Below are 19,665 nucleotides of genomic sequence, written 5' to 3' on the forward strand. Positions count from 1 at the left end.
CGTCAGACGGGGAGCACACCGACGGCGATGCCGACGCCGAGGGCGAGGATGGGCAGGCAGTAGTACTTGAGCAGGGGCAGGAAGGTCTTGACCGGGTCGACCCTGGCGATGCCGGCCGCGACGTAGATCGGCGCGCCGGAGGGCGGAGAGGCTCCCTCGGTCGAGGCGAAGATCAGGACCGCGGCGGCGGCGATCGGCGCGGGAACGCCGGCGCCGACCAGGGCGGCCACCGCGACGGGCCCCACCGCGGCCATGGTCGCGCTCGCGGTGAGCGGGATCGCGATGGCCACGATGATCACGCCGATCGCGATCGCCATGATCCAGGCGGGCGCGTCGAGCCCGGCCAGCACGGTCTCCAGCTGTCCGGCGAGGCCGAGGTCGGCCAGGACGTTGGACGCGGAGAACGCGGCGACGATGGTGATGCCGATGACGCCGAACGACGGCGCCGCCTTGCCGATGACCGACCACCACCCGGAGGCGGTGCGGGGCAGGTGCTTGCGGCCGAGGAACAGCACCAGCGCGATCATCAGCACCGGGATCCAGGTGATCAGGCTGATCACGTCCGGCATCGAGTAGGGCTGCGCGGGCAGTTTGGTGCCGTCGGCGAGCGCGACGGGCTTCTTCAGGGCCTCGCCGACGCCGGAGTACGTGCCCAGCGCTTCGGCGACGGGGCCGCGGGTGAGCAACAGCGGGACGAGGATCGGCAGGAACAGCAGCAACGAGGTCCAGCCTGAACGCAGGCTGCGGCCGAACGGGATCCGGTCGCTCTCGGCGATCGGTTCGATGCCGTTGCGCCGGATCAGGAACCACGACAGCACGATCCGGTAGCCCAGGCACCACAGCCCGGCAATGGCGAGGGGTTTGACGATCTCGTCGGCCTGCATGATCCCCTGCGCGGCGAGCCCGCCGACGAGGATGAACATGGTGGCCGAGAACGGGAACGTCACGCCCATCCCGGCGCCACCGGCGACCACGGTGGCGGCCAGTTCGGGCTTGACGCCGGACCGTTTCATCCACGGCACGGTGACCGAGCCGACCGCCGCCGTGACCGCGGCGCCGACGTGGGCGATCGCGCCGAAGATGCCGCCGGCGACGGTGGCCGTGTAGACCGGGCCGCCACGCAGCCGGCCCAGGACGGAGTTGAGCAGGTCGATCAGCTTGTCCAGCACCGGGGTCTTGGCGAGCAGGTAGGACATGAACACGAAGGCCAGCCCGGCGAAGGTGACCTCCTCCTGCATCGAGTCGACCACGGCGTGCTGGATGGCCGACCACGCGTATCCGCCGTCCTCGGTGCCGCCGAACACCGCGAAGCCGCACACGGCCACGAACCCGAGGATCATCGCCTCACCGATGTTGCGCTTGAACACCGCGTTCCACACGATGATGACCGCGACGAACGCGAGCAGAGCCCACACCCCGGTCATCACGCCGTCCCGGCGAGGATCGCGGCGCGGCGCTGCGCCTCGTCGGCTTCCACGGCGCGGCCCCCGAGCAGGCTGGCCGCGGCCTCGGCCGCCGGGATCACGATGACACCGTCGTCGTCGCCGACGACCACGTCGCCGGGCCGCACGACCACCCCGCCGACCGCGACCGGCACGTCCACCTGGCCAGGGCCGTTCTTGTACGGCCCGGCCGGGCAGGCACCGCGGGCCCACGCCGGGAAGCCGATCTTCTCCAGTTCGCTCACGTCGCGCAGCACCCCGTCGGCCACGATGCCCCGGACCCCGCGGCGCTTGGCGCGCTCGGCCATCAGCTCGCCCAGCAGCGCCCGGCTGGTGTCGCCGCCACCGTTGACGACCAGCACGTCACCCGGCCGTGAGCAGGCGATCGCCCGGTGCAGGGCCAGGTTGTCGCCGTGGGGCACCCACACGGTGCGGGCGCGGCCGACTACGCGGGCGCCCTTCCACAGCGCGTGTATTCCGCCGTCGAGCATCCCCATACGATCGCGCGCGTCGCCGATGTTGGCGACGGCGAGTCCCTCGAACTCCGGCCACAGGTCCTCGGCGGGCGCGAGCGCGGCGTCCGCGCGGCCACGGTGCACCTCCGCGGTGGCCCTGGTCATCACCGGCAGCACCCCGAGTGAATCGAGCAGTGCCGCGGCCGCGTCGGCTTCACCAGCGCGCCGGGCGGCGTGTTTGAGCGTGCCGTCGTGCAGCCGGTTCACCGCCGCGTCTCCGCCGGACAGTTCGCGGGCCATCTGCTCACGCACCCAGTCCTCCGCGCCCGCCGCGCGACCCGCCAGGACCGACTCCACGATCAGCGCACCCAGGCCCTTCATGAAGGTGCTGCGCAGCAACTTCCGGCCGGACGCCGCGCCGGGTGCTCCCCCGATGTCGTCCACGCGCGCACCCAGCTGCTCGAAGGTCGTGGCGGCCCGGGCGGAGGCGTGACCGCTGATGATCACCGGGGTGGCGGCGCCGTGGGCGGGCACCGACCCGATCACCGCCACGTCGGCGAACCGGCTCTCGCCCACCGTATCCGCGATCGTGCGCTTGACCTCGGGCGCGGCCGCGTTCATGTCCACGTACACGGCCGCGGGCGGCAGGAATCGCGCGACCGACTCCGCGGCTTCGACCGCGGCGCGCCCGCCGACCAGGCTCAGCACCACGTCCGCGTCACGGACCGCCGCCTCCGGAGTGTCCGCGCGTTGCACGCCCGCCGGCGTCGCGTTGTCGGCGGGGTCGTACCCCACCACGTTCCAGCCGCGCGCGACAAGGCCGGCCGCGTAGAGCGTCCCGGCCTCGCCGAGCCCCAGCACCGACATCCGCATTCTGCCTCCTTGCAGATTTCCACACAGTGGTAAGTCCTGCCGTTGTGCGGATAGTATTGCCACATGATGAGAGCAGAGTCAACGGTGAGCTGCGCCGGTCCGCCGCGCCGATCGCACGGGCGCACAGCGGCGCGCCTCACGGTGGTGCCGTCGGCGGCGTGCTCGAGTGCCCCGGACCTTGCCCATAGCCGGCACGTCACATCGGGGCTCGGCGCGCACGACCACTGTCCGATGTGGACCCGCGCCGTCCACTTGGCTGGGATGCTGCTGGTCGTCTCGCGGTGTCAGGACCAGCCGATCCGGACAGCTCCCCGGCGTCGCGTAGAAGCCGGCCGGGTCCGCCACCGCACCGCCATGCAGGGCCCGTCCGGAGCGGGTCACAATGGAGCACATGAAGAGGGGGCTTCGCCGCTGCATGCTGGCCTTGCTGGGCGTCTTGACGCTGGCGATCCCGTCGGCCGCTGAGATGACGAGACCCGCGGCGCCACAGATTGCCGGGCCGCCGCCGGTGGTGCCGGGCTGCGAACAGGGTTGCGAGACGATGTTCTCCGCCGCGCTGCCCGACGGGCACCGGCTCGACGGGCTGCACGGAGTCGGCGGCAACGTGCTGGCGTACTGGGACGGCGCGAGCCTGGTCGACACGACACAGGTCCGTGGCAGCGACGGGCAACCCTACGAGCGGGTGACGGCCGGACTCTGCGGCGCGGGGCGGTGTGCCGTCGCGTTCGAGTTCGGCGCGCACTCCGCGGCCGTCGCGGCGCTGCGGCTCGACACGAAGATCACGGTGGACACCGCGGTGGAAGGCGTGGCGGCCGACGTGCGGGACCTCAACGCCGACGGTGTGCCGGACGCCGCGGTGCGGCAGAGCACGTACGAGCCCAGCTTCGCGCTCGCCCCGCTGTACTGGATGACGTATGTGCAGCAGGACGACCACCTGGTGCCCACCGGCTGCACGACGCCGGTGCAGGCCTACGAGGAGGCCCCGATCACCGTGGCGACCGGGGCTTGCCCGACGAACGTCTAGAACGCCAGGACGCTTTGTCGGCGCGTAGCCGTCGAGGACGGTTGGCGGGGGTCGAGCCGGCTCAGCCCCTTGACGCGTCGACTACCGGCTGATCCCTTCGGCCAGGGAGGTCGCCCGGGCGAGACGGTGATCGGTGGTGAGAACCCGCGCGTGCAGGCGCGCGGCGAGCTCGACGTAGAGCGCATCAGCGAGACGGAGATCCGCCCGGCGCGCCCAGGCGCCGGCGGCGAGTTCGACGACCGGATGCCGCGTGACGGGGATCGTGGCCAACGCGTTCAGCGCCACGTCGACCTCGGAAGCAGGCAGCTCGCCGGCACGCTCCAGTCGCCCCAACGCGGACAGGACCTCGGCATCCAGGTGCGCCGGCGCGTGCAGGACGGTACCGGCGAGCCGCTTCTTCGCGGCGGCCGCGTAGTCGGTGCCTGCCAGCAAGTCCACGAGCACCGACGCGTCCAGGACCGCGATCTCCGCCGGCGCGTCACTCATCCTCGGCACCGGCCAGCTCCGCGCGAGCGCCGTCCAAAGCCTCGACAGCAGCCTCGTGCGAGACTGTTCGCCGCGGCGACGGGAGGGCGTCCAGCCAGGCGTCCATGGCACGACGTTGCAGCTCGTCCGCGATCGCCGCCTGCACCAGCGCGGATACGTTCAGGTCCGCAGCCTTGGCGCGTTCGGCCAGCTCATCGGGCACGTAGACATTCAACCTCGCCATACACACACTATACACACACGCCAGGGGTCGCTCGTGATCATCGGCGATTTCGCAACCGGGGCGCGGGATCCGGGACACGCCTGCTGGGCGGCCAGAACGCCGCGACGCTGGAAGCGGGGGCAAGTTCGATCAGGACGAGACGGTGTGCGTCGACGAGGGGTACGCCCTCACCGGGGGCGGCTGGGAATGCGCCGAAAACGCCCCGAACAGCCACCGGTACATGCCGATCTACTCGCGCGGCGTCTGCAAGAACAAATCGACCGAGGGCTGGCGCGGCTGGGTGGTCCGGGTCCTGCCGCCGCGTGGCGAGAAGGGGGAGGAGGACGAGCACATGTGGGTGTACGCCTGCGGAATCCGCATCAAGCCGGACTGATTGTGCGCCGCACACCGAGGCGGGTGCGCGGCGCACGGGGCGGTTGACCAGGTTCCGCGAACCGCAGTCAGGTGTCGAAGCGGAAGTCGGCGGGACCACGCGGCGGAGCGAGGTCAGGCCGGGTCCATCGGGCCAACCGCTCCGCGGCCTCCGCATACTGGACCGCACCCGTGGAAACCCCGATGACGAGGTCGTACGCCTCGTCCTCGGGCGCATCGAGATCGAGACCGTTCAGACCGTAGAACACGAAGACGGCCATCCAGCCAAGCCGCTTGTTGCCATCGATCAGCGGATGGTGGCGCACGATCGACCCGAGCAGGACCGCAGCCTTCTCATGGAGGCCGGGGTAGGCGTCCTGCCCCATCACCGACACCTTCGGGCGGTGCGCCGCGGAGTCCAGCAGGCCCGCATCCCGCACCTTCGGCACTCCCAGATCCGATGCGAGAGCGAGCAGGTCCTCCAGATCGAGGTAGTCGATCCTCACTGGGCCAGCCGGTCGAGCAGCGAGGCGTACCGGCTTCGTCCCTCCTCGGACAGGGCGCGCACCCGATCATCCCGAACCCGGCGCGCCGCGGCTTCACCAATAGCACGCACCACTGCCTCGTGCTTGCTCACGCCTTGAGCCTCCGCGAGCATCGCGAGCGCGCGCTCCTGCTCCTCCGTCAAGCGCAGTGTCATCGCCATGCTGTCCATGATACCAATCTGGTATCAAGATCGTTTGCTGTCAGGCGCCGAAGTGGACGTGGGCTGCCCAGAGGGACGGGAGGTTCGGGTAGCGGTCCCGCAGGGCGCGGATCGTCCGGTGCACCGCCGCGGCTGCGGTATCGGCTCCGGACGACAACAAATTCGTGTAGATCTGCTGCGTCAGCGACGGCGCGACGGCGTCGTCGACCCGCCACAGTGTGCCCACCACCTGCGCGAACCCGGCGATCTGGAACGCCGCCGCCGGGTGGATCGCCTCGTCGGACAGGGTTTCCGTCGTGCGGGCCGTGTCACAGGCCGACAGGTAGGCGAACCGGGCGCCGGGCAGGCGCAGGCGGGACACGTCGACCACCCGCAACGCCTGGTCGTGCAGCACCAGGTGGCTGTCCGACGGGTTGGCCGGGTCGCTGTAACCGTGGCAGGCGAAGTGCACCCAGCCGGCGCTCGGCAACGCGTCCAGCACGGCGTCCCGGGTGGCGCCGGGGCCGGTCAGCACCGTGGCGCCGGCGACGCGGGCGAGGAAATCCGCTTCGGCCTGGGCGCCGGGCAGGTCGGGACCGTCCGGTGTGGACGGCATCGCCACCACCAGCAGCCGGTCGCCACTCCCCTGCCGCTGCGTCCGCGCGTGGGCCAGCGCCCGGACCGTCGGCGTTACCGACGAGATCACCCGGTCCACCACCGTGGGGCCGCCGTCGCGGTGGTGACCGGCGGCGTGCAGCGGCAACAGGCTGAGCACCCCGACCGGCGCCCACCAGATCCGCGACGCCGCCCCGAGCGAGTCCAGCACGGGACCGGCCACGGTGTCCCACAACCATTCCAGCGTCTCGTGGATCGTGCGCTCGGCGGACAGCCGCTGGTCCGGCTCCGCGGCGAGCGCGGCACGGAACTCCCGCACCCGTTGCCCCAGCGCCTCTGAGCTCAAGCCGGGCAGCGGCCGGACCTGCACGCCGTCCGGGGTGAGGATCACCGCGTCGCACCGGTAGCCGCTCACGTTGACGTAGACGACCGGGCCCTCGTGCGCCTGCGCGGTCAGGTCGGCGAGCGACGGCGGCCGGAGGAACCGGTCCAGCCCGGGCAGTTCCCGGATCCGCGCGGCCAGCTCCTCCAGTTCCCCGGCGAGCGCGAGGCGGTCCCGGCTGGTGTCGGTTTCGAATTCCGCGCCGAGCGCCTCGAACTCCGCCGCCAGCTCGGGAGCCCGCTCGCGCAGCTCGGTCAGGTCGCTGCGACTGTCGAGCGCCTGGGCCGCCAGCACACAGCGGCCGGACTCCAGCATCGTCACCGCGCCCGCCGGATCGCCCGCGTCGAGCGCGCAGGCGGCCGCGTCCGCGGCGAGCCCGGCGAAACGGCCCAGCCAGTACTGCGCGTCGCCCCGATCCAGGCGGCGGCCGGCGAGCTGGGGCAGCAGCCCGACCGCGACGGCGTAGCCCTCGGCCGCGGGGGCGAGCAACCCGCCCTCGGCGGCCAGCTCGCCCCACCGGTCGGCGGCCCCCACCCGTCCGACCGTCGGCGATCCGGTGGACAGCGCGGCCTCGCGATACACGTCGAGCGCCTCGGCGAGCGCGTCGCGGTCACCGAACCGGCGGAACCGCAGCCGCAGCGCGTCCGCGAGCGTGGTCAACGTGGACGCCCGCGAGAACGACCCGCTCCCCCGCGCCCGTACGGCTTCGCGGGCGAGCGCGACGGCCTCGTCGAGGATCGCCGGGTCCTCCTCGCCCGCGCCGGGGCGGGCGAACCAGTCGTGCAGCGCAGCGGCGAGGCCGGACACGTAACCGGCGCGCTCCGGGCTGCCGTCGGCGGCCGCGGCCACCGACGCACGACGGGCGGCGATCGCGTCGCGCAAGGCGTTCTGGTCGCCGAACCGGGCGTAGGCGGTGCCCAGGACGCCGCCCAGGTTCGCCAGGCGCAGCGCCCGGTCGGGGTCGTCCACAGCGGTGGCGTCGACGGCGGCGCGGTGGACGCGGACGGCCTCGTCGCGCGCTTCGGCCCGGCCGGTCCGCTCGAACCAGTCGGACAGCATGGTGGCGAGGTTGCCGAGGTGGTTGGCGTGCCCCGCGACGCGCCCGGCGCCGAGGCGGACCGATTCCCGCGCGGTGTCGATCGCCTCGGTCAGCACGCCCAGCTCGCCGGTGACGCGGAAACGGTGGTGCAGGATCGCGGCGAGGTTGGCGAGGACCACCGGGTGGTCGGGGTGCCCGGCGGTGGTGGCGGCGGTTTCGCGGGCCACGTCGATCGCTTCGGTGAGCGGTGCGAGCTCGCCGGTGGCGGCGAACAACGCGTTCAGGGTGACGACGAGGTTGCCCAGGTACTGGGGCCGCCGCGGGTCCCCTGGCCGCGCGCAGCGGACCGCTTCCCGTTGCAGCGCCGCGGATTCGGTGAGCGCGTCCAGGTCGCCGAACGCCTCGCCGCGCTGGGCCAGCGCCGCGGCGAGGTGGTCCAGCCGCTCGGCCCGGTACGGGTGCCCGGCCGGGGTGGCGGCGATCGCGGCGCGGCCGTGCCGGATGGCGCGTTCCAGCGGTTCCGGGTCGCGGATCCGGGTGAACTCGGCGGCGAGCTTTCCGCACGTCTCCGCCTCCACCCCGGCGCGCTCGGCCAGGCTTCCGCTCGCCGGTTCGGCGGGCTCGCCGGTGAGCGCGGTCCATTCGCGTTGCGTGAACAGCAGGTTCGTGGAGAACCGCGAGTACCTCGGGTCGCCGGGCGGGGTGAGCGCGAGCAGGGTCGTGCGGGCTTCGAGCAGCTCGGCCAGGTCGTCCCGGGCGCCCGTGAGTCGGTGGCGGTCGTCGAGGAGCTGGCAGTGGAACGCCAGCCGGTCCAGCTGCTCGGCCGAGCCGGGCGGGCTGAGCTCGACGCCGCGCCGCGCCGCGTCGAGGGCTTCGGGCAGGACCGCGGGATCGCCGGTGTGCGTGAACCAGCGGCGGAGCAGGACCGCGAGGAAGTGCAGGCTGCGGCCGGCGAGGTCGTCGTCCGGCGAGTTGCGCACCGCGTCCCGGGCCTGCTCGATGCCTTCCCGCAGCGCGGCCTCGTCGCCGGTGGCGGTGAAGACCGTCAGCAGCGCGACCACGAGGTTGTCCTGGTAGTCGGCCTTGTCCTCGGGCGCCGCGCCGTCGACGGCGCGACGGCTCCACCACACTGCCTGGTCCAGCGTGTCCAGGTCCTGGTTGTGCTGGAACGCCGTGTGCATCACGATGCCGAGGTTGTTGGCGTAGGAGGCTTCCTCGGCCGGGCTGCCCGCAGACAGCAGGATCGCCTCCATCAGCCCATTCACGGCTTCCTGCAGGTAGGTCAGGTCGCCGGTCTGGTGGAACCGGGTTTGCAGCAGGCCGCCCATGTTGGACAGGTAGGTGGTGCGCTCGTCGCCGTGCTCGGTCGCGAGCGCCTTGCGGCCGCACTCGATCGCGGTCTGGACCGAGGCCGGGTCCGGGCTGTGCCGCGCCACCCGGTAGGCGTCCCAGAACCGCTTCCCCCAGTCGGTCACGGGTCAGTCCTCGGCGGCCTGCGAGGTGCCCGCGGATCCGGCGGGCGGCTCGTCGGGTTCGGTGACCTCGCGCTTGGGCGTGTAGCCGCGCGGCACGCTCGTGCGCAGGATCTCCAGCTCTTCGGGCGTGAGTTCGTGCTCCATCACTGCTCCTTCCCCTGGTCCGGTTCGACGAACTCCAGCACGTCGAAGTCCTCCGCCCGCAGGCGCAGGCCCGCCGTCCCCTGGACACGTGCGCCGAAGGTGCCGTCCGGGCCCATCACGCGCGCGGATTCGAGGTACAGCTCGGGCGGGTGCGGGTAGGAGGAGGCGTACGAGCGGTGGCCGTACCAGCCGCCCGCCCAGTTGCCGTCCTTGAGGCGGACGCGGATGAAGCACGGTTCGCGGTCGCGGAAGGCGTGGTCCCAGGCGGTGGGGGTGCGCAGGTAGCGCGAGCCACGACGGCGGCGTTCCACCAGCGACACGGCGGCGGCCGCAAGGGCCGGGACGACGAGGAACAGCAACACGGCCACCGCGCCGACGAGGCGGGGCTGCTGGGTGAAGCCGGTCCAGTCGCCGGGCCCGGTGCCCTTGGCGAGGCCGACGAGCGCGGGCCCGGCGGCGATGGCGTAGGCGGCGTCGAGGGCGATGGAGGCGACGATCGCGCGCAGCACCCGCTCGCCGAGGTCGCGCTCCCCCGGCACCGGCCCGCGCCGCCGTTCGCGCACGAACTGGTAGGTGATGCCGGGCAGCACGAGGAGGACGAGCAGCGCGAGCTGCACGACCGTCGACGGTGCCTGCATCGCCTCATCCCCTCGCTCGCGCGGGCATGATCACGCTAGCGGCAACGCCGCCCTGCGCGGCGCGGAACCGTCCGGTTTCCCCCGAACGTCGGCTCAGCCCAGCAGGTACCGCACGGCGAAGTCGCCGAGGTCCAAGCCGTCCCGCCCGCCGGGGAACTCCGGCCCGTAGGCCGTCCGCACCACCATCGTCGAGAACAACAGGGTGAACACCAGCCGGACCGCCGCGGGCGGGTCCGGGTGCGTCACGGGTGCGCGCAGCACGACCTCGGCGAACCGCTCCCCGACCTCCCGGCTGTACCGGGCGCCGCGGCGGTGGATCTCGGCGTCGGCGCCGGAGATGAGCACCACCGACCGCAGGAACCTCGCGTGTCGGGTGAAGATCCCGTCGAGCTCGCCGACCGCGTCCCGGACGAGCCGTTCGGGGGTCAGCCCGTCCCAGCGCCCGGCGTCGGCGAACACCTCCTGGTCGGCCCGGATCCGGGCGATGCCGTGCTCGTAGACGGCCAGGAACAGCGCGTCCTTGTCGTCGACCCGGTCGTAGAGCGCGCGCGGCGCCACGCCCGCCCGCTCGCAGACCGCGGCGATGGTGAAGGCCTCGTAGCCGCCCTCTTCCAGCAGGGCGACACCCGCGTCGAGCACGCGGTTCCACGCCTCCCGGGTGCGCTTCTGCCGCGGCGGGCGGATCACCGGACTGCCCACTGTTCTCCTCTCCTGAGCTTGACAGAAGCGTAGCGCGCACTTCATTCTTCCGACAGAACGTAGCGATCGCTACGGTTTGACCTTCGACTCGACGAGGAGCCGGACCATGACCACCCACCGCGTCGCCGTGATCGGCGCCGGCCCGGCCGGGATGGCGACCGCGCTGTCCGTGCGCCAGGCCGGCCACGACGTCGTCCTGCTGGAGCGCTACCCGCGGGCCCGGCCGGCGGGCAACATCCTCAACCTGTGGCCACCGCCCATCAAGGCGCTGGGCCTGCTCGGCGTCGACGTGACCGACCTGGGCGCGCCGTGTCATTCGGAGTTCCGCACCGCCGCCGGCCGCACCCGCGCGTCGATCGACCTGCCCGCCGAGGTGGTGCGCGACTACGGCGGCGGGTTCATCGGGCTGCTCCGGCCCGCGCTGTACGAGCGCTTGCTGGCGGCGCTCCCGTCCGGCGTCCTGCGGGTAAACTGTCCTGTTCGGACGGTCGAGCAGGACGAGAACGGGATCTCACTGACGCTGGCCGATGGTGAGGTGTTGGAGGCCGACGTGGTGGTCGGCGCGGACGGGATCGACTCGCTGGTCCGGCGCACCCTGTGGGGTGAGTCGCCGAAGCGGGAGCACCACCTGCACATCTTCGGCGGCTACACCTTCGACGCAACCGCTGAGCGCGGGCTGTGCGTGGTGTCCCACGACCGCACCGTGCAAGGCAGCTGGACCTCGATCCGGCACCAGGGCCGCGACGGGTTCCAGTGGTGGGTGCTCACCGCGCACGACGCGGCGGCCGAGTTCACCGGGGACCTGCACGCCACCGCCACCGCACTGGCGGCCGGGTTCGCCGATCCGCTGCCACGCCTGATCGCCGCCACGCCACCGGAGAACCTGCAACGCTGGGTCCTGCGCGACCGCAAGCCGCTGAAGCAGTGGTCACGCGGCCGCGCCACCCTCGTCGGCGACGCGGCGCACCCGACTTCGCCCTACGCCGCCTACGGCGCGGGAATGGCCATTGAGGACGGTTACTTCCTCGGCCGCAGGCTGGCCGGGGTCGACCTGTCGGACTTCGCCGCGGTGCGCCGCGCGCTGGAGGCGTTCGAGGCGCCGCGCAAACCGCACACGGCGCGGCAGTCGCAGCAGGCGTGGCTGCTGGGCAAGGTGTTCCACCACGCGCCGCGCCCGCTGCGTGCCCTGCGCGACCTCGTCCTCGACCACACGCCGCTGCTGCAGAAGGTCCTCGGCGAGTCCTCCCCCGGCGAGATCCTCGAACAGCTCGACGAGATCGACCGCGCGGAGCGGGCGCTGGGGCGGGCGGGGTAGCCCTACGCCACGCGAGTGCCCGTGAAGGCAGCGAGCTCGGACAGGAGCTCGTCCTGGAACCGCTCGTCCCCGGCGGCGGCGTGCGGCTCGCGGGGCTGCTGGTGGTACCAGTAGCCGCCGCGGACACGCCGGGCCACAGCCGGGCGACCGCGAACGCCAGCGCCGTCACGAACAACTTGCCGTCCGAATAGGACGCTGTCGCGCGCCGGCCCGCCCAGTTCACGGGCAGGATGCGCGCGCCGGTGTAGACGCCGGCGTTGTGGATCCCGGGCCCCCGCGACGCTCGCCTGGTAACCGACGGTCAGCGGAACCCGGGCAGGCCGGCCAGGGACGCGGGTTCGGCCTACGCTGCAAACGACCAGCGAGCCGGCGCCGGGCACCTCGATGACCTCGTCGACGGTGGCATCGCCGCGGGGTGAAGCGACCGGGCTCAGAGTTTCCGCAGCGCGTCGCGCAGGGTGGCCAGTGCCGTTTCGGGCTCGTCCCAGAACACCATGTGCCCGGCGCCGGGCACGGGCACCAGTTCGGCGGCCGGGTTGGCGCGGGCGGCTTCGGCGGCGCCGTCGGCGGTGACGACTGGGCTGTCGCCGCCGTAGAGGAGCACCGCCGGGGCGGGCACGTGCGGCCAGTCGGCGAAGAAGTCCTCGGACTCGAAGCCGGCGTGGGTGGCGGCGATCGCGGCGCGGGAGCACGACGACAGCCACCGCGCGCGCAACTCCTGCTCGCGGCGCGGCCACCTTGGCCAGGACCGCGCCACCTCGTCGGCATTGGTGCCACGGCGGGCCTGGTCGAGCTGCCCGAGGAAGGCCTCCAGCGTGGTGGGGTACGCGCCCCGCCCGGGGCCGCTCATCGGCGGGTCGACCAGGATCGCGCCTCGCAGCTCGTGGCGGCCGGTGACGGCGGCCCGCGCCGCGATCCGCGCCCCCATCGAATGCCCGAGCAGGATGGGCCGTCGCAGGCCGAGGCCGGCGACGACCGCGTCGACGTCCGCGGCGTAACTGCCCAGGTCGTAGCCCGCCGGCTCGGTGTCCGCGCTGTCGGACAGTCCGCGGCCGCGGACGTCGAGCACGAGCGGGCGCACGAGATCGGTGAGCTCCCGCGCCACGAAGTCCATCGTGATCGCCGGGCTGGTGATGCCGGGCAGCACGAGGACCGGGACACCGTCGTCCGGTCCGTAGTCGAGCACGTGCAACCGCATCGCGCCGGACCGGACCCAGCGGCTGGTCGCGGGAATGTCGGCGAGGTCGGCCAGCGCGGGCTGGGTCAGCGTGCGGGCGGCCGGGGACTCGGACGGGATCACCATGTCAGGAAACCTTTCTGCCGGCTCGATCCGGCGCGCCGAGGTAGGCCACGGCGTCGTCCAGGCCGATCACGTCGGCGTACTTCGCGTGCAGGTCGAACAGCGCGGCGTCGTGCGGCCCGCGCGCCCGATCGCCGCACGCTTCGCGCACGACGAGCGTGTTGAAGCCGGACTGCACGGCGTCCACGGCGGTCGCCCGCACACATCCGGAGGTGGTCGCGCCGCAGACGAGCACGGTGTCCGCGCCGAGACCGGTCAGCAGTGCGGCCAGCCCGGTTCCGTGGAACGCCGACGCGCCCTTCTTCAGCACGAGGTGGTCGCTGTCGCGGCAGTCCAGCCGGGGGTCGAGCGCGACGGCGTCGCTTCCTTCGCGGAGGCTGCGCATGCCCGGCGCTTTCCGGAGCCAGGCCACGCCGTCGCCGTCGGCCTCGGCGGCGGTGTAGCTGATCGCGGTGTAGACCACCGGGATGTCACGGCGCCGGGCCGCGGTCACGAGGGCGGCGGCCGCGGTCACTTCGGCGGTGAGGTCGGCCCCGGACGGGAAACCGGGTTCGGTGAAGCCGCGGGTCAGGTCGACCACGACCAGGGCCGGGGACTGTCCACGAGGGACAGTGGCGCCGAACCCGGCACGGTCGTAGACGGCGTCGGTCTCCGCGCCGTGCAGTCCGGACGGGTCATCGACGGGCACGCTGCAACTCCTTGATCAGTTTGTCCTGGGTGCGGATCCGGCCCAGCAGCCAGCCCTGGAACAGTCCCAGCGCCGCCGCGGCCGCGATCGGGGCGTACCGCTTGACGCCGGGGGGAAGCAGCATCGCCAGCCCGTCGAGGGTCTCGCCGCCGTCGGCAGGGGCCGGCGTGCGCGCGGCGGGGGCGGCGGCCGGGCGGGGCTCCTCCCCCGGGCCGCTCAGCTGGCCGGCGAGGTTGCGGGCGAACTGGTCGAGCAACCGGGCCGAGACGGCGCTGATCGCGCTCTTGCCGAACTGGGCGAGCTTGCCGCGGATCGACAGGTCGGTGCGCAGGTCGATGGTGGCGCCGCCGGGGCCCTCGCGGACGGTCAGCGTCACGTCGGCTTCGGCATCGCCGTTGCCGTGCGTGTCCGCTCCCCGCGCCGACAGTCGCAGCCGCCGCCCGGCGGTGTCGACCTCGGTGAAGCGCACCCGGCCGGAGTAGGCGGCGGTGATGGGGCCGACCTTGACCTTGACCCGGCCCAGGTACGCGCCGTCCTCCTGGCCGTCGAGGGTCGCGCCCGGCAGGCAGCCCGCCACCCGCTCGACGTCGTTGATCAGGGCGAACACCGCGTCGGGGTCGGCCGGGACGGACAGCTGGTTTTCCAGGATCACGATGTCGCTTCCTTCTCGGTGTCACGGCGGCGGGCCGCGGTCGCCGCGATGGCGTCCACAATGGTCTGGTAGCCGGTGCAGCGGCACAGGTTCGCCGAGACCGCTTCGCGGATCTCGTCGCGGTCCGCATCGGGTTGCTGGGCGAGGAAACCCTCGGCGAGCATCAGGAACCCCGGTGTGCAGAAGCCGCACTGCAGACCGTGGTGCTCGCGGAAGGCCTGTTGCAGGTCGGAGAGTTCGCCGTCCCGGCCGAGCGATTCGACGGTGCGGATGTCGGCGTCTTCGGCCTGCACGGCGAAGACCAGGCACGCGCGAACCGGTTCGCCGTCCACGAGGACGGTGCAGGCTCCGCAGACGCCGTGCTCGCAGCCCGCGTGGGCGCCGGTGAGACCGAGGTCGTGGCGCAGCACGTCGAGCAGCGTTTTGCGGGGCTCGACGACGGCTTCGTGCTCGCTGCCGTTGACGGTCAGGACGATCAGGTGGCGGTCGGTCATGCGGGCCTGCTCCGTTCCGGGTCGCCTGCCGCGTCGAGCGCGGCGAGCACGGTCTGCGGGTGCACCGGGGTCGTGTCGAGTTCGACCCCGGTGTGGCGCAGCGCGTCGTTGATCGCGTTCAGCACCGCGGCCGGCGCGCCGATCGTGCCGCCCTCCCCGGCGCCCTTGGCGCCGTTTTCGGTGAACGCGCAGGGCGTTTCCAGGTGGGAGACGGTGATGTCGGGGATCTCGGTGGCGGTCGGCACGAGGTAGTCGATGAAGCTGGCGGCCGACGGTTCGCCGTTGTCGGCGTAGGTGACCTCCTCGAACAGCGCGCCGGCGATGCCCTGGGCGATCCCGCCGCGGCACTGCCCGTCGACGACCTGCGGGTGGATCACCACGCCGCAGTCCTCCACGCACGCATACCGCAGGATCGTGATGCCGCCGGTGCCCGGATCGGCTTCCACGACCACGGCGTGGGTGGCGTTGGAGAAGGTGCCGTCGCCGGGCACGTCGAAGCTCGCGGTGGCCGTGAGCGTCGGCTCGACATCCTTGGGCAGCAGGTGGCTGCGCAGGTAGGCGACGTCGGCGATCTCCTCGAACGACGCGCGGCGGCCGGGATCGTCGATCTGCACGACACCACCCGCGCCGTCAAGGCGGACGTTGTCCGGCTGGGTGTCGAGCAGGTGCGCCGCGATCCGGCACAGCAGCTCACCCAGTCGCGTGGCCGCCAGCGCCACGGCCGAGCCGCCGATGGTCACCGACCGCGAGGCGAAGGTCCCCCACCCGTAGGCGATGCGCTCGGTGTCGCCCTGGCGCAGCTTCACCTGGTCGATGTGCAGCCCCAGCCGGTCGGCGACGATCTGCGCGAGCGTCGTCTCATGGGACTGCCCGTGGTTCATGGTGCCGCTGGTGACGACGACCGAGCCGGTGGTGTCCATCCGGATCTCCGAGATGTCGAACCCGGGCACCACGGCCATCTTGCGCTTGGCGAAGGCGCCGGACCCGTACCCGGTGCGCTCGGAGAAGCAGCAGAACCCGATGCCGATGTGCCTGCCCTCGGCGGCGGCCTTGTCCCGGAACTCGTACCACCCCTCGTCACGCAGGGCGGCTTCGGCCAGATCCAGCGATTCGCGGTAGGTGCCGGGGTCGTAGGTGACGGCGTTGACCCCGGTGTAGGGGAACTGGGTGATCAGGTTGCGGCGCCGGATCTCCAGCGGGTCGAGGCCGAGTTCGCGGGCGGCGCGCTCCATGACCCGTTCCATCGCCATCACGTACTGCGGCCTGCTGACGCCGCGGTAGGGCGCGGTGGGCGCCTTGTTGCTGGTGATGGCGCGGGCCCGGACCCGGTAGGCGGGCACCTGGTACACGCTGGGCATCTCCGCCGAAGCCATCAGCGGTTCGATCCCGGCGGTGAACGGGTAGCAGGAGTAGGCGCCCATGTCGCACACGATGTCGACGTCCAGCGCGGTGATGCGCCCCTCGGCGTCGAACGCGGCCCTGGTGCGGTAGCGCTGTTCCCTGGCCAGGAATCCGGCCGTCAGCGCCTCGCGCCGGTCTTCGATCCACTTCACCGGCCGGTTCAGCCGGCGGGCCGCGGCCGCGACCGCGATCTCCTCGCGGCCGACCACGCACTTCTGGCCGAACCCGCCGCCCATGTCGGGGACGGTGACGCGCACGGTCCGCTCGGGCACGCGCAACGAGCGGGCGAGCGCGGTGCGCACCTGGTGCGGGACCTGGGTGCACATCTGCACGAGCAGCTGGTCGTCGTGGTCGTCCCAGGACGCGAGCACCCCGCGCGTTTCGAGCGGGAGTGCGTTCTGCCGTCCGCTGCGGGTGACGACCTCGACCACGCACCCGGCGTCCGCGAACGCCTCGTCCACCCCCGGGGTGTCGAACATGGACACATCCAGCAGCACGTTGCCGGGCGCTTCCTCGTGGACCAGGGGCGCATGCTGAGCGAGCGCGGTCTCCTCGGAGACGATCGCGCCGAGGGGCTCGTAGTCCACCACGGCCAGTTCGGCGCCGTCCTCGGCGACGTAGGGGTCGCGGGCGACGACCAGCGCGACCGGTTCGCCGACGAACCGCACCTTCTCCCTGGCCAGGATCGGCATCGCGGTCGGCGCGAACTCCTCGGGCGGGCGGTCCAGCAGCGCGACGATGTCGCCGAGGTCGAGGTCGGCCGCCGTGTAGGCGGCGACGACCCCGTCGACCGCCAGGGTGGCCGTCAGGTCGATCCCGGTGATCCGGCCGTGCGCGATCGTCGAGCGGACGAAGCACGCGTGCAGGGTGCCGGGCAGCTGGATGTCGTCGACGAAGCGTCCCCGTCCGGTGAGCAGACGCGGGTCTTCCCGCCGGGGCACCGACGCGCCCACCCAGCGTCCGCCTCGCCCGTCGAACTCCGGAGCTGCGTCGCTCATCGCGTCACTCCTTCCTGCCAGGCCTGGTGCAGCGCACCGGCGACGAGGGTCCGGGTGAGCCGGCGGCGGTAGGCGCTGCTGCCGGCGGCGTCGTCGGGCGGGTCGACCGCGGCGGCCGCGGCGTCGGCGCACGCGGCGAACAGGTCCGGCCCGGGGTCGCCCGCGGCGAGGACGGCCTCGGCCTCCGGGACCCGGATCGGCGCGGGCGCCACCCCGCCGACCACCACCCGGCCGCCGTCGCCGTCCAGGCTCACCGCCACGTCGACGATGGCGAAATCACCGTGGCGGCGGGCGAACTCGGTCAATGCCGCCCGCGGCGCAGGCCGCGTGAACCGCACCGCCGTCACGACTTCGTCCGGTTCGACGGCGGTGGTGTAGAACCCGTGGAACATCTCCGCGGCCGGGATTTCCCGCCGCCCGCCCGGCCCCTCCGCGACGATCACGGCGTCGAGGAGGAGCGCGAGCAGGCACCACTCGGCGGTGGCGTCGCCGTGCACGATGCTGCCCGCCACCGTGCCGCGGGAGCGGATCGGCAGGTGCCCCACCCACCGCATCGCGCGGGAGAGCACGTCGAAGCCCGGCCCCAGCTTCGCCACCTCGACCGCCCGGTGCGTGACCAGCGCGCCGATCTCCAGCTGCGCACCCTCGCGCCGCAGGCCGGTCAGCGCCGGGTCCCGGCGCAACGGCCCGAGGTCGACCAGGGCCGTCGGCCGGGCGAGCCGGAAGTTCATCATCGGGACCAGGCTCTGGCCGCCGGCGATCAGCTTCGGCTCCTCCCCGGCCGCGGCGAGCTCGCCGAGCAGGCCGATGGCGTCGGGGACGTCGTGGGCCCGGTGGTAGGCGAACGCGGCGGGCTTCACGGTCTGGACCTCTCCTCGCTCACGGCACCTGCGTGGTTTTCGCGGGCGCCACGGGGTTCACCGGCTCCGCGATCCGGTCGAGCTCGCGACCGCGGGTCTCCGGCGCCCCCAGCATCATGAACACCACCGCGGCCACCACGAGCCCGCCCAGCACGGTGAACGTCAGCGGCAGGCCGAGCACCGGCCACAGGAGGCTGCCGAACACCAGCGGCGCGAACCCGGTGACGGCCCGGCTCGACGACGACGCCCAGCCGAACCCGGAGGCACGCAGCTCGGTCGGGTACAGCTCGGACACGTAGGCGTACATCACCGGGATGACCACCAGCGCCAGCATGCCGAACGCGCCGATCGCGATCACCGCGCCGGTCGGCGAGCCCAGCAGCAGGGAGAACACCACGAGCGAGAGCGCCGCGAGTGGCCCGGCGACGGCGACGATCCGCTTGCGGCCGACCTTCTCCACGAGCAGCACGGCCACCGCGACGCCGACGATGCCCAGCGCGTTCATCAGCGCGGTGGAGGCGAAGGCCGCGATCTCGCCGAACCCCTGGGCGCGCAGGATCGAGGGCATCCAGCTCAGGGCGGCGTAGTAGACCAGCATGACGCTGATGAACAACGACCAGGCGACCGCGGTGATCCGGGGGTTGAACGCCCACACCCGGCGCAGCTGGTCGAAGGCGGCGGCGAGCGCTCCCCCGCGCTTGTCCTCCACCACGGCCGGCGGGATCGAGTACGGCTCGGCGGGCGCGCCGGTGCGGCGGACGAGGTCGTCGATGACCGCACGCGCCTCCGCTTCCCGGCCCTTGCGCACCAGGTAGAGCGGGGATTCCGGGACTCCGCGCCGGACCCAGAACAGCAACAGCGCGGGCAGGATCATCAGCACCAGCATCCAGCGCCAGTTCCCGGACACCGGGACCAGCAGCGTCGCCGTGACGGCGGCCAGTGTCGTGCCCACCGGCCACCAGCCGTCCATCGCCGAGAGCACCCGGCCGCGGTGCCGCCGCGGGGAGAACTCGCTGACGATCGCGTAGTCCACCGGGATGCACCCGCCGAGCCCCACCCCGGCCAGGAACCGCAGGGCCAGGAAGACCTCCACGTTCGGCGACAGCGCGCCGAGCACGGAGAACAGGGCGAACACCAGCAGCGTGATGCTGAACGCGCGTTTGCGGCCGATGCGGTCGGCCACGGTCCCCCACACGACGGCCCCCACCGCCATGCCGATCAGGTTGGCGGTCGCCACCAGCCCCTTCTGCCCCGGCGACAACCCGAACTCGGCCCCGACCAGTGGGGTGAGGAACCCGTTCAACGCGACGTCCCACGCGTCGAACATGTAGCCCAGCCCACCGATGAGGAAGATCTTGCCCTGCACGCTCCAGCGCCAGGGCAGGTCCTGGACGATCTGATCTCCGGTACGCATGAATCGCTCCGT

At 72.8% G+C, this 19,665-nt stretch carries 21 protein-coding genes; 3 read left to right on the forward strand and 18 right to left on the reverse strand.

Going from position 1 to position 19,665, the window contains the following annotated elements:
• Positions 1-2 precede the first annotated feature (2 nt).
• Complete coding sequence (locus tag L2C96_RS04775) at positions 3-1,424, reverse strand: TRAP transporter large permease subunit (protein ID WP_237335295.1); 1,422 nt, start codon at positions 1,422-1,424, stop codon at positions 3-5.
• On the reverse strand, positions 1,424-2,770 hold the full coding sequence (locus tag L2C96_RS04780; protein WP_237335296.1) for an RraA family protein: 1,347 nt from the start codon (positions 2,768-2,770) through the stop codon (positions 1,424-1,426). Before L2C96_RS04780 ends, L2C96_RS04775 begins: the two co-directional genes overlap by 1 nt.
• Positions 2,771-3,161: 391 nt before the next feature.
• Between L2C96_RS04780 and L2C96_RS04785 the strand changes: the two genes are divergently transcribed.
• Positions 3,162-3,794: a hypothetical protein gene (locus L2C96_RS04785; RefSeq protein WP_237335297.1), complete on the forward strand. Its 633-nt coding sequence runs from the start codon at positions 3,162-3,164 to the stop codon at positions 3,792-3,794.
• A gap of 81 nt (positions 3,795-3,875) precedes the next feature.
• Here L2C96_RS04785 and L2C96_RS04790 read toward each other — a convergent pair whose 3' ends face one another.
• Both L2C96_RS04790 and L2C96_RS04795 read right to left on the reverse strand, forming a co-directional pair.
• Complete coding sequence (locus L2C96_RS04790) at positions 3,876-4,280, reverse strand: type II toxin-antitoxin system VapC family toxin (protein WP_237335298.1); 405 nt, start codon at positions 4,278-4,280, stop codon at positions 3,876-3,878.
• Complete coding sequence (locus tag L2C96_RS04795; RefSeq protein ID WP_237335299.1) at positions 4,273-4,503, reverse strand: type II toxin-antitoxin system CcdA family antitoxin; 231 nt, start codon at positions 4,501-4,503, stop codon at positions 4,273-4,275. Before L2C96_RS04795 ends, L2C96_RS04790 begins: the two co-directional genes overlap by 8 nt.
• A 142-nt stretch (positions 4,504-4,645) precedes the next feature.
• Between L2C96_RS04795 and L2C96_RS04800 the strand changes: the two genes are divergently transcribed.
• Complete coding sequence (locus tag L2C96_RS04800) at positions 4,646-4,876, forward strand: hypothetical protein (RefSeq protein ID WP_237335300.1); 231 nt, start codon at positions 4,646-4,648, stop codon at positions 4,874-4,876.
• 67 nt (positions 4,877-4,943) lie between these two features.
• Here L2C96_RS04800 and L2C96_RS04805 read toward each other — a convergent pair whose 3' ends face one another.
• The 6 genes from L2C96_RS04805 to L2C96_RS04830 form a co-directional block, all read right to left on the reverse strand.
• Positions 4,944-5,360 (reverse strand): type II toxin-antitoxin system death-on-curing family toxin, encoded by a 417-nt coding sequence (locus tag L2C96_RS04805; protein ID WP_237335301.1) that lies wholly within the window; start codon positions 5,358-5,360, stop codon positions 4,944-4,946.
• On the reverse strand, positions 5,357-5,560 hold the full coding sequence (locus tag L2C96_RS04810) for a CopG family transcriptional regulator (RefSeq protein WP_027935544.1): 204 nt from the start codon (positions 5,558-5,560) through the stop codon (positions 5,357-5,359). The genes L2C96_RS04805 and L2C96_RS04810 overlap by 4 nt, the downstream gene beginning before the upstream one ends.
• A 40-nt stretch (positions 5,561-5,600) precedes the next feature.
• Positions 5,601-9,050 (reverse strand): CHAT domain-containing protein, encoded by a 3,450-nt coding sequence (locus L2C96_RS44975; RefSeq protein WP_237335302.1) that lies wholly within the window; start codon positions 9,048-9,050, stop codon positions 5,601-5,603.
• 3 nt (positions 9,051-9,053) lie between these two features.
• The gene (locus tag L2C96_RS04820) at positions 9,054-9,194 is read right to left on the reverse strand and encodes a hypothetical protein (protein WP_020415985.1); all 141 of its coding nucleotides are present in this window, start codon (positions 9,192-9,194) and stop codon (positions 9,054-9,056) included.
• Positions 9,194-9,832, reverse strand: coding sequence for a DUF6338 family protein (locus tag L2C96_RS04825; RefSeq protein ID WP_237335303.1), 639 nt, complete (start codon positions 9,830-9,832; stop codon positions 9,194-9,196). The genes L2C96_RS04820 and L2C96_RS04825 overlap by 1 nt, the downstream gene beginning before the upstream one ends.
• 93 nt (positions 9,833-9,925) lie before the next feature.
• A complete protein-coding gene (locus L2C96_RS04830; RefSeq protein WP_237335304.1) occupies positions 9,926-10,531 on the reverse strand; it encodes a TetR/AcrR family transcriptional regulator in 606 nt (201 codons plus the stop codon).
• A 106-nt stretch (positions 10,532-10,637) separates the two neighbouring features.
• Here L2C96_RS04830 and L2C96_RS04835 point away from each other — a divergent pair, with 106 nt between their 5' ends.
• Positions 10,638-11,846: an FAD-dependent oxidoreductase gene (locus L2C96_RS04835; protein WP_237335305.1), complete on the forward strand. Its 1,209-nt coding sequence runs from the start codon at positions 10,638-10,640 to the stop codon at positions 11,844-11,846.
• A 2-nt stretch (positions 11,847-11,848) separates the two neighbouring features.
• Here the strand turns inward: L2C96_RS04835 and L2C96_RS44315 are convergent, their stop codons facing one another.
• From L2C96_RS44315 to L2C96_RS04870, 8 genes are all read right to left on the reverse strand, one after another.
• A complete protein-coding gene (locus tag L2C96_RS44315) occupies positions 11,849-11,983 on the reverse strand; it encodes a hypothetical protein (protein ID WP_272882003.1) in 135 nt (44 codons plus the stop codon).
• A gap of 293 nt (positions 11,984-12,276) precedes the next feature.
• Entirely contained in the window at positions 12,277-13,149 is an 873-nt protein-coding gene (locus L2C96_RS04840; RefSeq protein ID WP_237335306.1) for an alpha/beta fold hydrolase, read from the reverse strand.
• 1 nt (position 13,150) lies between these two features.
• Positions 13,151-13,834 (reverse strand): isochorismatase family protein, encoded by a 684-nt coding sequence (locus tag L2C96_RS04845; RefSeq protein WP_237335307.1) that lies wholly within the window; start codon positions 13,832-13,834, stop codon positions 13,151-13,153.
• A complete protein-coding gene (locus L2C96_RS04850) occupies positions 13,821-14,486 on the reverse strand; it encodes an SRPBCC family protein (RefSeq protein ID WP_237335308.1) in 666 nt (221 codons plus the stop codon). The genes L2C96_RS04845 and L2C96_RS04850 overlap by 14 nt, the downstream gene beginning before the upstream one ends.
• A complete protein-coding gene (locus L2C96_RS04855) occupies positions 14,483-14,980 on the reverse strand; it encodes a (2Fe-2S)-binding protein (protein ID WP_237335309.1) in 498 nt (165 codons plus the stop codon). Before L2C96_RS04855 ends, L2C96_RS04850 begins: the two co-directional genes overlap by 4 nt.
• Entirely contained in the window at positions 14,977-17,379 is a 2,403-nt protein-coding gene (locus L2C96_RS04860) for a xanthine dehydrogenase family protein molybdopterin-binding subunit (protein WP_237335310.1), read from the reverse strand. Before L2C96_RS04860 ends, L2C96_RS04855 begins: the two co-directional genes overlap by 4 nt.
• Positions 17,376-18,239: an FAD binding domain-containing protein gene (locus tag L2C96_RS04865; RefSeq protein WP_237335311.1), complete on the reverse strand. Its 864-nt coding sequence runs from the start codon at positions 18,237-18,239 to the stop codon at positions 17,376-17,378. The genes L2C96_RS04860 and L2C96_RS04865 overlap by 4 nt, the downstream gene beginning before the upstream one ends.
• Positions 18,240-18,258: 19 nt before the next feature.
• Complete coding sequence (locus L2C96_RS04870; protein WP_020415996.1) at positions 18,259-19,653, reverse strand: MFS transporter; 1,395 nt, start codon at positions 19,651-19,653, stop codon at positions 18,259-18,261.
• Positions 19,654-19,665: the final 12 nt, after the last annotated feature.

The organism is Amycolatopsis tucumanensis, from assembly GCF_021654135.1.
In the GTDB taxonomy this organism is placed as follows: Bacteria; Actinomycetota; Actinomycetes; order Mycobacteriales; family Pseudonocardiaceae; genus Amycolatopsis_E; species Amycolatopsis_E tucumanensis.